The sequence below is a fragment of the Acinetobacter gandensis genome, assembly GCF_001678755.1.
GTDB lineage: Bacteria > Pseudomonadota > Gammaproteobacteria > Pseudomonadales > Moraxellaceae > Acinetobacter > Acinetobacter gandensis.
Map to the genome: position 1 here is coordinate 63874 of NZ_LZDS01000027.1, position 13047 is coordinate 76920.

The following is a 13047-nucleotide window of genomic DNA, read 5'->3' on the forward strand; positions in this document are numbered from 1 at the left end:
ATGATATTTACACAAAACAAATACTGCATCTCCACTTTTTTTCTGTAATACTTAGCTAGATTTTTTATACACAGTAAATGAATAATTCTTAAGGTTGAATTACATGTTCGTTCGCACAATGCTCGCTTTGAGCCTAAGTTGCATATTTGCTGGTACAGCTATTGCCGCATCTACTGCTGAACAACCATTAACGCCAAAAAAAGTAAGCAATGTTGCCGTGCAGGATCCAATTGATCCACTCGCGACTGAAGCTTCTTCAGCTGCAAATCAAATCAGCGCTCAAGAACAAGAAGATTTGAATCAGGCTTCTCAAACGTTAGATAGCCTACAACAATCTGAAGATGTGAAAGCTGATATCGGTGCTGCACCTGTAACATCTACGCCAGCTACAACAAGTACACCTGCTGCCAAAGCCGCTTGGGGTTTAAATGATCTCAACAATGCACAGTGGTATGACAATATTGGTAAAGGTCAATTCCCTGTTTATGCACGTGCACATGTCATGTTAAACAATGCACATGCTTCACCGGGTGCAATTGACGGTACAAGTGGTAAAAACACATTAAAAGCAATTGCATCATTCCAACAAATGAATGCATTAAAACCAACGGGTACTTTAACTCAAGAAACTTGGGATGCATTAATTGCTAAACAAGGTTCTAAGCCTGCTTTCATCGAATACACGCTGACAGAGGCAGACTTAAAAGGCCCATATGCAGCTTCCATTCCTCACGATTATGCATTACAAGCAAAAATGAAAGGCTTGTACTACACACGTGTAACTGAAATGTTGGGTGAAAAATTCCATATGGATGAAGATTTCTTAAAGAAATTAAATCCAAAAGCAACATTTAAAAAAGCGGGTGAAAAAATTCTTGTAGCGAACATTCGTAACGAAGTTCCAGAAGATATTCACTTAATCGTTGCGCATAAAGGTGCGAAACAGCTTTATTTATTCAACAGCCGTAACCAAATGATCGGCTCATTCCCTGCAACGATTGGTAGTTCAGATACTCCATCGCCTACAGGGACATACAAAGTTACAGGTGTAGCACCAAACCCTTGGTACAGCTACTCACCTTCTAACTTTGTTCAAGGCAACAATAAAAAACCATTGTCTTTACCACCAGGCCCTAACGGCCCAGTGGGTAATATTTGGATTGGCTTAAGCAAAAAATCATTCGGTATTCACGGTACACCTAACCCTTCTGCAATTTCTAAAACTGCGTCTCACGGTTGTATCCGTTTGACTAACTGGGACGCAAATGATTTAGGTAAAAAAGTAAAATCTGGCGTAACTGTTAAGTTCCTTGAATAATTAAGTTTGTTCAAAAAAGCCTGCTTCATGCAGGCTTTTTTATATCTACAATCTGGCATATTCACCCTTTATCGTTGCAAATATAGGATGAATTGTCGCTAAAAAGCTATATATCTACTTTGGGCTAAATCCTAAAATGTGTTCATGTTAAATAATTAAGATAAGGATAAATGCCATGAATGCTTTTTTACATCCAAGCGAAAATCGCGGCCACGTAAAAATGGGTTGGCTTGAATCTAAACACAGCTTCTCATTCGGTAACTGGTATGACCCTAAATATATGGGCATCAGTGCTCTTCGTGTAATCAATGATGATTTAATTGCTGCGCATGAAGGTTTTGGTCAACATCCGCACGACAATATGGAAATCTTAACCTGCGTGCTAAAAGGTACAATTACCCATAAAGACAGTATGGGTAATCATGGTGGGATTTCTGCTGGTGAATGGCAGCTGATGAGCGCGGGAACTGGTGTTCGTCACAGTGAAATGAACCAAGGTGATGAAGATGTTCATTTATTGCAAATTTGGATCATTCCAAACGAACGTGATGCAGAGCCGACATATCAGCAAATTAAATGCGATCCACGTGATCAACCAGATCAATGGCATTTAATTGTTGGACCGAATGACAATGCACCGATGCATATTCGCCAACAAGCTGAAGTGAAAACAGCAGTCATTTCTAAAGGTCAATCTTTAGACATTGAAGCAACACAACACATTAACTATGTGCATGTCATTTCAGGCTCAGTGAAAATTGCTCAACATACCGTTGAAGCTGGTGGCGCAATCGCCTTTCTAGAAGCTAGCAAAATTGAAGCTTTAGATGATGCGCAAGTGATTTGGTTTGACTTACCTGAAGTCAAATAAGTGTTATTTCAATAAAAAAGCCCTCAATATTGAGGGCTTTTTTATATCTTCGTATATATACACATCAAACAGATTATTTTAAGCCGTTAAATGTTGAAATTACCCCATAGTACGTAAGTGCTGTGCATTTTCAATTTGACGCTGTTTTTCATAATGTACAGGATCAAAAGTTGCACATGCACTTAATAAACCAACAGTCATTACAGCCACAACTAATTTCATCATGATCACATTCCTCATTTCGGGAGATTGCAGCGAATTTGCTGCTCTAAAAGCTCTTTATGTTGAAGAAATATACAGATCAGAATTAAATCGGTAAAACTGTTAATTTTAATTTTTACAATCTATTTTTTAGATTAATTATTTTATTGATGCTTTTACTTTTGACGGATTAAAAAGCAATAATTTAAGAATAGTTGTTGGAGACGATACGTCATCTAAGTAGATAAAAAAAGATCATTTTTTTTCAGTCTAATTCTAAAATAAAGATTATGAATCAAACAATTATTAAAGATAATTGAGCGAAGCAATTAATGGATAGTGTAGCTTAAAAAATAATTTCAGACATAAAAAAAGCCCTGACATTGTCAGGGCTTTTCAAATTTGGCGGAAGCGGTGTCCGTCAAACTAAACCACTATCTATATGTTTTATATTATATATCCTAAATTATAGTTTTTTCTTACTACAATCCTTACTACATAATTTTTGTTACATTTATCCTGAATTTTAGGACATAACTTCTACCGTTTATCGGCTTATTAATCGTGTTTAAGAGCAAAGATAAAATAAATATGTATTATAAGATATTGAATTATTTAAAAATTAAACATAAAGAATGACTTTTTCTCCGACTCTTCTCACCTGACCTGACGTAAAAGCCTGTTGACTCATTTTTTAACCACTGATAGCTTATTTATTACACAGCAAAATCTGTGTTCAGGCGTGGAAACCTGATACGATCTAGGTGCATGAAATGTCGCACTTGCGGCTATTTTTTTGCTTACTGTTTTATGCAGTCTTTATGGCAGCATGACAGGGCAACTTCGTGTTGGCTGATCCTAGATTCAGTATTTCCACCCCTGTCTGTTGCCACCTCATCTATGTGGAAATTAGTTGTGGTGGTGTATATCCCGATCTAGGAGTGCATCATTATGCAAAATCAAATTTCAGCAAAGCTCATCGTCAAACAGCTTATCCAAAATGTTGCTAAAAAAATCCCTACCGAGGATCTGCAACGTCTTACAGATCTTTATATTCTCATTGATCGCTTAGAAGATCGTATTCAACAGAATGATGGTCGTTCTTCCCACGCAACTGGACATACACATCTAGCTGCTCAGTATCCTGAAATGTGGTCGAAACGTACAAAACTACGCCCTAAACAGACGACTTTCAAAAATTAATGTATTAATAGGTAAGGAATGTTTTGACCTAGCGTCAAAACATTCCCTCTTTTAGAATTCTAAATCTCGTAAGTTATTTTTCTTGGGTTCTGGTGTTTTAGGCACGATTTGCACGTCTTGTTTACGCTCATTTTCTTCAGCAGATCTCTTGCGACCATAAGGTTCTAAGTAAGACCGAAGTTCATTCACACAGTCTTTGATATCAAGCCTTGAAGCATCATTCGCATTGATCAAAGGTGAATTTTCTTCTTTCAAGTGTGGTCGAGGATGATTGAGATCAATCATCTGCATATAATGATCCATTGTGTTTAAAAAACCCAAGATATTTGGATCATCTGTTTTAAATAGATGGATATTTTGAATGAGTTTTTCCGTACATAACCTAAACTCTCGAGTGAATTTTAGTTTTTCCTCTGTTGGATATCGATTCCCCTTTTTGTTTTCATCCATTAAGAAACGGATATGATCTGTGATTTGATTATCCACCCTTTCAGCATAGACCCTCATCATAGTGAAGTCCTGATCAGGATGCTGTTGCACGATGTTATTTATAAAGTGGCTTAAATTATCTTTCGGAAAAATACGTTGTATCGACCAATTTAACGCTGTTGATATAAATTGATGAGCTTGCTTAAATCGTTGCTCATATTCATGACTTCGTTCAGCACACTGTCTAACTCTTTTTCGATGCTTTTCTCGGGATATTGCAAACTTGCCCAATTGATCGAATGTAGTGTCTCTAAACAGCTCGAGTAACTGCTGAGTCTTGCCTCGATATAACTCTGACACTGCATTTGAAACTGTTCTGATTGGAGATAGATAACCAGAGACTCTTTGAATAACGGAACCAAGATATTGGATAAGTTTGTTTGATCTGGCACGTCGATGTTGCTGGATAAATAATTCTGATACTGTTGGATCTGCTGATCCTTGTGCTGTAACTCGCTGTTCAATTGTTCGATCAATTGTTGCAATTTGTCTTGGTAGGTTTGCTGCAATTCGATTGTATTGGTTACGTCTTTGATCTCGTCCTTCATCACTTGCAAGTAACTGCTCAAAGCTTGATTTTCTTGTTGTAACAACTGAAATTGCTGTTGAGTTAGGTGTTGTAACTCGGTATGGAACTCGGGCATTTAGATACCTCTTATATTGGTGTAGATTAAAATGAGACTGTTGCTGAAGGTCAGTATCAGCAATAGCACTAAAATAAAGATAGGTGTTTTGGCGATGCCCTGCTGAATCTCTTCTATAGTATTCAGATCGGGTTTCATCCTGAGTTGTTGGCTGATCTCTTTGAATCGTGTGTCGCTCGACATCGAGGAATTCAAAACCAATTTTTTGATTTTCTCTATCGCCTCTAAGATCTCCAAATGTGATTGTTGATGACTTTGCATCTGTAAGAGAATTTCGTTCATCTGATTGTTTTGCTGTTCGGTCTCCCCCTCGAGATTGGTCTTGTATCGTTGTAGCTTCTTCAATTGTTGGCTCAACTGGGCATGTGCTTCGTTGATCATGACTAATTGATGCTGATACTGGCTCAGGGTCTCGATATGTTCGTTCATTGTACTGCTGGCGTTTTGCTCGTACTTCTTGAATACGTTGCTCAGCTTCTCGCAATGCTCGATTCCGTTCTGCAAGCTTTCTTGAATCTTCAATTGATGTTGATCCAAGAGCTTCTGTTCTTCTTTGATTTTCAAGGTAATCTGAGAGGTAAAACTGTTCGTCATAATATGCAGCCTTTAATCTGTCTGTACCTGCCTCGGTACGAAGTGAAATATAGTTTTGTCCTATTCGAGTAATCGTGCCGATTTCTGACAGTGCTTGTAGAACGGTAGGACGGTCATACACCATGCCTTGCAACATACGGTGTTCAACAAATTGATTAATCAGTTCAATCCGTGTTGCCTTGGGCTGTTCAATCAGATTGGCTCTTAATGCAGCCGCATTCTGCTTCAATGCATGGTCTTGGAGTTGTAAGCTTCTCGCCCTTGCAGGATCATCAGGTCTTGCCCATTCATATTTATGATTGAAGTAATCTCGGAGTGGATCGAAGTAATGCCGATGTCCAGGCGGTGCAATATTGAGAGATTTCTCAGTGGTGAGCTCAAGACGCGGAATCAAGACATGAATATGCCTCGATCGATTCTCCTCTTCATGCATCACAGCCGTCATGTGATACTGATGGGGCTTTAAACCAGCAAAGGCATGTTGTTCAAAAGCATCGAGTACTTCGTTAATTTCATCAAGACCCACTTCATCTTCTGCTGCCCATGCAATCACCACTGAGGTATAGCGATACTTATGCGGTGAGCTTTGTGCAATGGAGGCAAAGGTCATCGGATCACCACGAAGTACTTCTACACCTGTACGTGGTAAATTCAAATGATCCTTATCATCCATCACATAGGCAGCAGCACGAAATGGATCACCTTTGCCATGGGGTAGAAACTTAATAATCATGCCTCTTCCCTTTGGGTTGTCACATAACGTAAAGCCTGTTCTTTACGACGTTCAACCTGATATTCAGAACGTGTGAGGATGGGTAAAGGATCGAGATGCTGACGGAGTTGCTGTTGAATATTTTCTAAGACAGCCAAGCATTGGATATATGAAAAATCCATCTTCTGTTTTTGTTGGCTGAGACAAAGGATATTCAGGGATTTAGCGATTTGATTAATATTATTCCCGATCCGACCTAGCTCTCTCAGAAATGCTGGATCAAGTTTGCAATAGGATGGGGCTACACGACTGACTTTTGTAGCTACATTCTTTGCACGGACAACGCTGTTTTGAGATTCAATTTCACGTGGGACATAGGGCTGACTCATTGCATATTCATGTGCAATGAGCATATGGACTAGGTCAGTAAAATTGATGCCTTTCCACTCGAGCAACTGTTCAAGCTGCTCCGCCTGTAGATCTAAAAATCTCAGTCTTTTGACAATATTTCGATTGCCTTGTTTCATTCTTGCACCTGTTGTTATTTTTATTATGGTGTCAGTAATGTCTTAATTTAGGTTGTAGCTACAGACCTCATTACTTTTTTAAAGAATGGCTACAAACAAGATTACTGAGTACTGAAAGAAACTTTAGCAAATTAATTTTTTTTAGAACCGTAAAAGTGGAATTAATGGAAAAATAGCAGGAAAATTTAATTTAGCGAATCTGAGCCTCTATATATACAGAAAATTTTTAATCCAATAAAAAACTTGTAATACCTAACAACTAAAGTTGTAAAAAAACAAATGTAATTATTTGTAATGAAAACTGCCTTATTTTCTTGTTTTGTATACTTTATGTATCCGGATCCTTGTTAAATTTTTACACGATGTAACACTAGAAATTTGTCAAGATAATATGAAGGCGCCTATATTTTTATTAAGAAAGATTTTTTATGAAATGAAATTTTTCGAAATAAAAAAAAGAGTTTTTAAAAAACTCTTTTTTCTCCTAACAACACGATAGAAATCTAAACGTATATGTAGGAATTATTGTAAATTGGCGTTTACCTAGTAATTCTTTCATAGTCCTAAACATGAGTAAAGCTATCTTTTAGATAAAATCATCCATTCAAGGATAAATACCATGAAAACACATGAAAATTACAATAAGCCTCAAGTTGAAAACTTACCCCTTAATATGACTCCTAGAGACATTTTGAAGGATACTAGGTTGAATTTGAGAGACTTCCATAAAAGTCTAGAAAAATCAAAAGAGATTAAAATTCTAAAAGATGAAATCTATGAAGAAATACACACTCTATTATTAGATTTTTTTTATAGCGACTATGGCTTACAGGAAGAAATTAATACTATAAATAGAAAATTAAAATCTTTTAGTAATCCATATGCTTTTGAAAATAATTTAAAAAAATGGATTGATGATAATATTGATTCTTCTAAATTAAGTAATGATTTAGATATTAAAGAATACTCTATTGAATTATTCAATAAATTAATGAAACGATAAATCTTTTTTTTAAAGTTGGTATAAACACTTTCTTTTTTAAAAAGTTAAACATTCACTAAACAGATTTTAAGCCCCTACTTATTTTAACTATGATGTTTGGGGTTCAGGGGGTCGCCCCTGACAAGCCCTGTTGCGTACCAAAAATCTATCCCTTGGATAGATTTTTGTAGCTACAGGTAGGCTTGCTTAAGGATAATGCTACTTTTACTACTGTCTATAAGGGACAATCAATTCAGTTTGAATATTTAGATCATTTAAATTGTACTAACTCACATCTTTTATGACAGTTACCAATTTTTTCATGCTTTCACTTGATTTAAAGTATTTAATAAATACTGTTCCAAATCTTGACTTAATTGACCCACTAATCCATCTTTTGTCCATTCCAAAACAGATCCTGTTTCTATGTCATATATAGAATAGTGACCATCACCAAGGTCTAGAAGAGGCAATGCTTTTTTCGGATAAGTATCATTTTCCTTTAATAGACTATAGATTTTAATGACATTCAAGTGTGAATTCGGATTAACTCCTAATCCATAAAATTCCAAATATTCAAATTCTAATTGCCCACAAATTTGTAAATAAGATAAATAATCTGTGTCAAAATCAAGTTTTAAAATCTGCTGTGCTTGAAGAATTTGCTCTTCACTAACTGAAATAACATCAATAGCATTTGACTTAATAAAATCTTTTAAAATATTCATGTGATTGCTCTTTCCTGTTTTATTTCTGCTGCACGTGCTTTCCAATGATCTGCACGCTCCTTATTAAAATCGGGACGACTAATTTCAGACTCTTTTGATTCGTGTAATATGTTGTAATTACCATCTGCAATATGTTCTTTCTTAGTCAATTCAGCTAAAGGAGCATCCATTTTTTGACCAATATGATGCAACTCAAAGGGTTGACCATCTTTATCTAAAGGTGACAATCCCTTTTCCATACGTTCTAGGTTTGTTCTGCCACGATCATCAATTTGCTCATAATCTATATCAGAGCGAACTAAGCATTCCCTACCATTAATTTCTTTTGATTCTAGCCCAGCCTCATTATAAATATCCGCCTCCTCTTCAGAGCGAATAGCTTCTAATGTTTTCTCACCGTATCCTTCATTTCTTAGATTCTCTTTGCCTTCATCCGATAATTCAGTCAGATGCATCTTATTTTGTAGATAAGATGGTCGATCTAACTGTCCTATATCATAGAAAACTTTCTGGTCCATAGCTGAATCTTTATACCAGGTGTTCTCCAATGCACTACTTTCACTTATTTTCTCTAGAGTAGAAGCCAATACTGAAATTAATTCCATAATTTTCTCTTTTATCAAGAAACATTTTGTTTATTTACATGTTCTACCCATGTCTGATAAGCTTTTAAATAACCACTATCAATACAAGTTAGATATTTCAAACAGGCCTGCTTGATTTGATTTTTAATAATAAAATCTTCATTAAAGATCAATTCATTTAATTTTTCGTCAAAATCTTTTATATCCACTGATATTTTTAATAATGTTTCTAGTTTATTCTCTAAATTTAATATTCTTACAATATATTCACTAATTTTAGCAAAGTTCTTAATACTCAATTGTAAATTAGCATCTTTACATCCTTGTAAAAGCTGTCCAAGCTCAATTCTCATTACCGTATCTGAAATAATGACTAGATTTTCTAGAAGGAAATCTAGATTAGGTTGTCGGTAATCTGAAGGCAAGCGTTCACCGATAAATAATAAAAAGAGCAATATCTCTTGTTCAATTTGCTTTTTAGTTAAAATATTTTCAAATGACCTTTCAAAATAAAATTTAGAATGATCCGAGTTAAAATAATTAATTTTACATAATATTGGTTCTAACCAATGACTTTGATGAACAATGGCAACGCCTTGAGGTAATTTAGAAATCTCAGCTAATTGTTCATCTTTTAGAGAAATAGAACTTCCTACCACTTGGCGATCTTGCTCTTCAGGAAGCCTCAAAATAATTTTAGTATTTGTATTCTTAATTGCAGAAATATCTAATGCATTCGGTGATTGGTCAACTAAGATAAAACCCTGACCGTAAGTTCGCATTTCAGCAATAGAATCACTGAGCATTTCAACTGACTTTCCAACTAAACTATTGGATTCTGTAGATTGGCCAATACTTGTACGCTTTAACAAGTGATGGGCTTCTTCTAATATCGTAATGTGCCTTAAATCTGAATTCATTTCTAAATTTTGGCTCGTACGATATTCATTCAACTTCATCACTAATATACCCATGATAAGCGATTTTGTTTCTGCTGAAGCTACACGACTTAAGTCAACGATGACATTCTGATCAAATAAAATGGAATTATCTATCTCATTTGATGTGAATAATTGTGCACTTAATCCATCCGTCAAAGACATAATACGAGTTTCTAGCGAACCAATATAATTACCTTTTACTTCTTCAGAATAAGCAGAATCTTCAATAATCTCTTTCAGTGTCAATGACACATCAGTGAAGGTCGGAAAGATTTGCTGTCTATGTATATTCTCTGATAAATCTAAATTCCAACCTACCCGTTGATAAGCCAATAAAATTGCTTTTTTCAAAACAATTGGCATCGCGGCATACATTGGCCAACATACATTAAAAATTTCAACTAAATAATCTACATGTTCTAAGACATGAATATCCTCTGGAAAACTAAATGGATTTAATTTCAATAAATCAGTATGTTTCGGATTAGTCCCATAGACAGAAACATCTGAATAATTACCAAACACATGTTTATATTCTCCTTTTACAGGTTCAATCACTAAAAAAGGAATCTGCCGCTGGCGTAAGTTTTTTAAAATTGTATATAAAGTATTACTTTTACCTGATCCTGTTGATCCACATACCAATGTATGTTGCGTTAATTGCTTATTTTCTAAGAACACAGGTTGATTAGAATCTTTCCACAAATGACGCAATACTCCTAAATCAATCGCATTTTCATTAAACGCTTTAATATCACTTAGATACTGAATTGATCGTCCAAAAGGTACTGTTTCAACAACACTTACACTAGATGTAGAGTGATGAGGTAGGTTTAATGTTAACGCTATTTCCTTGGTAGACAATAAACTCGTCGGGCTTAAAAATGGTATTTGTACATTTAATTGCGTGGATACTTTTAATTGTGGATGTTGTAAATTTTTTAAGTATTTTAAGATTAATGATTTATCCTCACTAGTCCAAGTAGTTATAGTAGATGCTTCCGAATTCGAATCATCACCTTTCATTAAACCATAATAAATACTACCTAAAGTATGAGAAACGGTAGGTGTTTCACCTATAAAGTAAGCAGCGAAATTCCACCCGCCATAAGATTCGACATCATCGAGTCTTGCTAAATTTTGGTCGATTTTATTGAGAATTTGTTGTACAGATTTATTTTGAAATTCTATAGTACTCTGTCGATTTGTGCCGTATGTCGTACCCTTGCTTGTACTTTTCGTTGATGTATTAGCTGTTGAACTTGTATTTGTACTAGTTTTTCCTTCTGAAAGATTCTCAGACTCTGTATAGCTAGTTCCTTTTGTTTGAGATGAACTTTCACTGTCAGATCCTAATAGACTTCCTGCAAGGCCTCCAACTACTCCACCCACTGCCCCACCTATAAGCACTCCAGCAGGGCCAGCTATAGCTGTACCAACTCCCATACCAATACCAGCCCCAGCACTAGCTACAGCTCCCCCTTTATTTCGGGAAGAAGATGAACCTTGTTGTGAACTTTCATTTACCCCATTTGAAATACTAGTTCCTTTAGTTTCAGTTAAAGCAATGCTTTTACCTAGAGTCTCTGTTACGCTTGAACCAAGTACATGAGCAATATTTTCTGACTCTTGTGTTGAATAACTAAATGTATTCTTCGAATAAGGTGATATTTGAGTATATATTTGTTCGTAACCTCGGCGAATAGTATGTAAAACAGCTTCCTCGACCGCTTCTGCTAAAAAAATTGCTTGATAGATCTTTCCTTCAGCAGCATCAATAAATCGCTCCATACCTTGGATAAAGTTTTCTCGATTATCTACTGATAATGATGGAATCAAAGTCACAGCCGTAACACCACTACAATCATTTTTTTCATGATTTACGGTAGTTTGAAAAATTTCCTTTAATTCAGTATTTAATACTCCTGTTAATTTACTACCGGAGAATTGCCCATCAAATGTTGACTTTAGCAACTCACCAGCATTCTGCCCTTCAAAATCTCCCGATTTACTTTTTACACCAATATAAATTTGGGTAGTATCACCATTACTCTCAAAAATAAAGAAAATACTATGACCTGCTTTACCAAGCGCAGTGTAAATAGCAACTAAACTTTCTAATACTGATTGCTTATTATTTTGTACTAAACGCTCTAATCTAAATAAACGAACTTCTGCACTAAAATTAATCTGCTCAATATTAAAAGTAGGGAGAATAGACATGTTTGGTAAGTCAGTTAGATAACTTTTCTTGATCATATATTCAGCTGAATATAATGATCTTTCTAAATTTTCTGTTCTTTCCTCTCTTACCAATTTTTGGTTAAATTGATTATTCATATCCTCCCCCCTATTATTTAAATTACTTAAACTTAGCTTTAATTTTTTCAATTAAATTACAACCAACATCTTTTAATTTATTCAAACCATCAACAATTTTATCAAGAAGTTCTTCAATAATACTTTTACCAGAATCATCTCTATTAGGATTCTTATCATCAGTCACATTATCTGATTCCACATTTGGATTTGGATTTGGATTATTCAAAAAGCCATCATTATTTATACCTAGAAATTTTCTAACTTCAAGTACGTGGTTATAACGATCTAAGGAAAAATTTGTCTGTAAAGATAAATGCTGATCCTGTAAATATTGTGAATCCCATTTATCCTGATCGATCTTCATTTTTTCATTAAAAATATCTTCCTTATAAACTTCAAATATTTCGGGAATTTTCTCATGAAGAACTTTTCCATATTCTGTCAACTTTAAAGTGCTAACTTCTCGATCAATAATTAGATTTAAAAGAATAGCTTTAATCTTATCTAGATCTTTTGATGAAAAAGCATGATCAAATAAATTATTTGAAAATTTATTTTCTTTCTGTTTAAGATTCAATTGATCTACACTTTCCTCTAAATTAGCGTTAGTGTTAATGAAATTTTCTTCAATATCAATAGTTTCATTTTGGACAACATCTACAAAACCTTGAATTTCATGATCAATTAACCAAAGTTTTATGCCAATTACACTATCAAGCCTCTCCTTACTAAAATTTCTCTTTAATAGATCTAATGATCCATAAAAATCATTTTCATTATATAAAGTATGTGTAGAAATTAATTCGCCATAATCAAGATCCAATTCAGCGAAATCCGAATCAATCTCAATTAATTTTTTTATTTCTGTTTTTTGATTACAATTTTCAAGAGTTTCAATGATCTCTTCTTTTAACTTAAACACTAGGTATTT

11 protein-coding genes are annotated in these 13047 nt (G+C 34.8%); 4 read left to right on the forward strand and 7 right to left on the reverse strand.

What is annotated here, in order from left to right; all coding sequences use genetic code 11:
- Nucleotides 1–103: 103 nt before the first annotated feature.
- The gene (locus A9J31_RS11605; RefSeq protein ID WP_067765944.1) at nt 104–1318 is read left to right on the forward strand and encodes a L,D-transpeptidase family protein; all 1215 of its coding nucleotides are present in this window, start codon (nt 104–106) and stop codon (nt 1316–1318) included.
- 175 nt (nt 1319–1493) lie between these two features.
- The gene (locus tag A9J31_RS11610) at nt 1494–2189 is read left to right on the forward strand and encodes a pirin family protein (protein WP_067765948.1); all 696 of its coding nucleotides are present in this window, start codon (nt 1494–1496) and stop codon (nt 2187–2189) included.
- A gap of 99 nt (nt 2190–2288) precedes the next feature.
- Here A9J31_RS11610 and A9J31_RS15915 read toward each other — a convergent pair whose 3' ends face one another.
- Complete coding sequence (locus tag A9J31_RS15915) at nt 2289–2414, reverse strand: hypothetical protein (RefSeq protein ID WP_257222836.1); 126 nt, start codon at nt 2412–2414, stop codon at nt 2289–2291.
- A 927-nt stretch (nt 2415–3341) separates the two neighbouring features.
- Here A9J31_RS15915 and A9J31_RS11615 point away from each other — a divergent pair.
- Complete coding sequence (locus tag A9J31_RS11615) at nt 3342–3593, forward strand: hypothetical protein (RefSeq protein ID WP_067765951.1); 252 nt, start codon at nt 3342–3344, stop codon at nt 3591–3593.
- Nucleotides 3594–3644: 51 nt separating this feature from the next.
- Here A9J31_RS11615 and A9J31_RS11620 read toward each other — a convergent pair whose 3' ends face one another.
- Together A9J31_RS11620 and mobC are read right to left on the reverse strand one after the other, a co-directional pair.
- A complete protein-coding gene (locus A9J31_RS11620; RefSeq protein ID WP_067765954.1) occupies nt 3645–6053 on the reverse strand; it encodes a hypothetical protein in 2409 nt (802 codons plus the stop codon).
- Nucleotides 6050–6559 (reverse strand): plasmid mobilization relaxosome protein MobC, encoded by a 510-nt coding sequence (mobC, locus tag A9J31_RS11625; protein ID WP_067765957.1) that lies wholly within the window; start codon nt 6557–6559, stop codon nt 6050–6052. Before mobC ends, A9J31_RS11620 begins: the two co-directional genes overlap by 4 nt.
- A gap of 619 nt (nt 6560–7178) precedes the next feature.
- On the opposite strand from mobC, the gene A9J31_RS11630 reads away from it, so the two are divergent.
- Nucleotides 7179–7562: a hypothetical protein gene (locus A9J31_RS11630; RefSeq protein ID WP_067765960.1), complete on the forward strand. Its 384-nt coding sequence runs from the start codon at nt 7179–7181 to the stop codon at nt 7560–7562.
- Between the two features lie 299 nt (nt 7563–7861).
- Here the strand turns inward: A9J31_RS11630 and A9J31_RS11635 are convergent, their stop codons facing one another.
- The 4 genes from A9J31_RS11635 to A9J31_RS11650 are packed head-to-tail and all read right to left on the reverse strand — an operon-like array spanning nt 7862 to nt 13038.
- Nucleotides 7862–8269, reverse strand: a complete 408-nt coding sequence (locus A9J31_RS11635; protein WP_067765963.1) for an SMI1/KNR4 family protein — start codon at nt 8267–8269, stop codon at nt 7862–7864.
- A complete protein-coding gene (locus A9J31_RS11640) occupies nt 8266–8874 on the reverse strand; it encodes an HNH/ENDO VII family nuclease (protein ID WP_067765966.1) in 609 nt (202 codons plus the stop codon). The genes A9J31_RS11635 and A9J31_RS11640 overlap by 4 nt, the downstream gene beginning before the upstream one ends.
- A 14-nt stretch (nt 8875–8888) precedes the next feature.
- Nucleotides 8889–12134 carry an ATP-binding protein gene (locus tag A9J31_RS15920; protein ID WP_067765969.1) on the reverse strand — a complete coding sequence of 1082 codons (3246 nt, stop codon included), beginning with the start codon at nt 12132–12134 and terminating at the stop codon, nt 8889–8891.
- Between the two features lie 22 nt (nt 12135–12156).
- The gene (locus A9J31_RS11650) at nt 12157–13038 is read right to left on the reverse strand and encodes a hypothetical protein (protein ID WP_067765972.1); all 882 of its coding nucleotides are present in this window, start codon (nt 13036–13038) and stop codon (nt 12157–12159) included.
- Nucleotides 13039–13047 lie beyond the last annotated feature (9 nt).

What these genes read in the sequence shown, in the direction of transcription:
- A9J31_RS11640 (WP_067765966.1), bottom strand. Translation starts at nt 8,874, where the DNA reads ATGGAATTAATTTCAGTATTGGCTTCTACTCTAGAGAAAATAAGTGAA.
- A9J31_RS11615 (WP_067765951.1), top strand. Translation starts at nt 3,342, where the DNA reads ATGCAAAATCAAATTTCAGCAAAGCTCATCGTCAAACAGCTTATCCAA.
- mobC (WP_067765957.1), bottom strand. Translation starts at nt 6,559, where the DNA reads ATGAAACAAGGCAATCGAAATATTGTCAAAAGACTGAGATTTTTAGAT.
- A9J31_RS11620 (WP_067765954.1), bottom strand. Translation starts at nt 6,053, where the DNA reads ATGATTATTAAGTTTCTACCCCATGGCAAAGGTGATCCATTTCGTGCT.
- A9J31_RS11635 (WP_067765963.1), bottom strand. Translation starts at nt 8,269, where the DNA reads ATGAATATTTTAAAAGATTTTATTAAGTCAAATGCTATTGATGTTATT.
- A9J31_RS11605 (WP_067765944.1), top strand. Translation starts at nt 104, where the DNA reads ATGTTCGTTCGCACAATGCTCGCTTTGAGCCTAAGTTGCATATTTGCT.
- A9J31_RS15915 (WP_257222836.1), bottom strand. Translation starts at nt 2,414, where the DNA reads ATGATGAAATTAGTTGTGGCTGTAATGACTGTTGGTTTATTAAGTGCA.
- A9J31_RS11630 (WP_067765960.1), top strand. Translation starts at nt 7,179, where the DNA reads ATGAAAACACATGAAAATTACAATAAGCCTCAAGTTGAAAACTTACCC.
- A9J31_RS15920 (WP_067765969.1), bottom strand. Translation starts at nt 12,134, where the DNA reads ATGAATAATCAATTTAACCAAAAATTGGTAAGAGAGGAAAGAACAGAA.
- A9J31_RS11610 (WP_067765948.1), top strand. Translation starts at nt 1,494, where the DNA reads ATGAATGCTTTTTTACATCCAAGCGAAAATCGCGGCCACGTAAAAATG.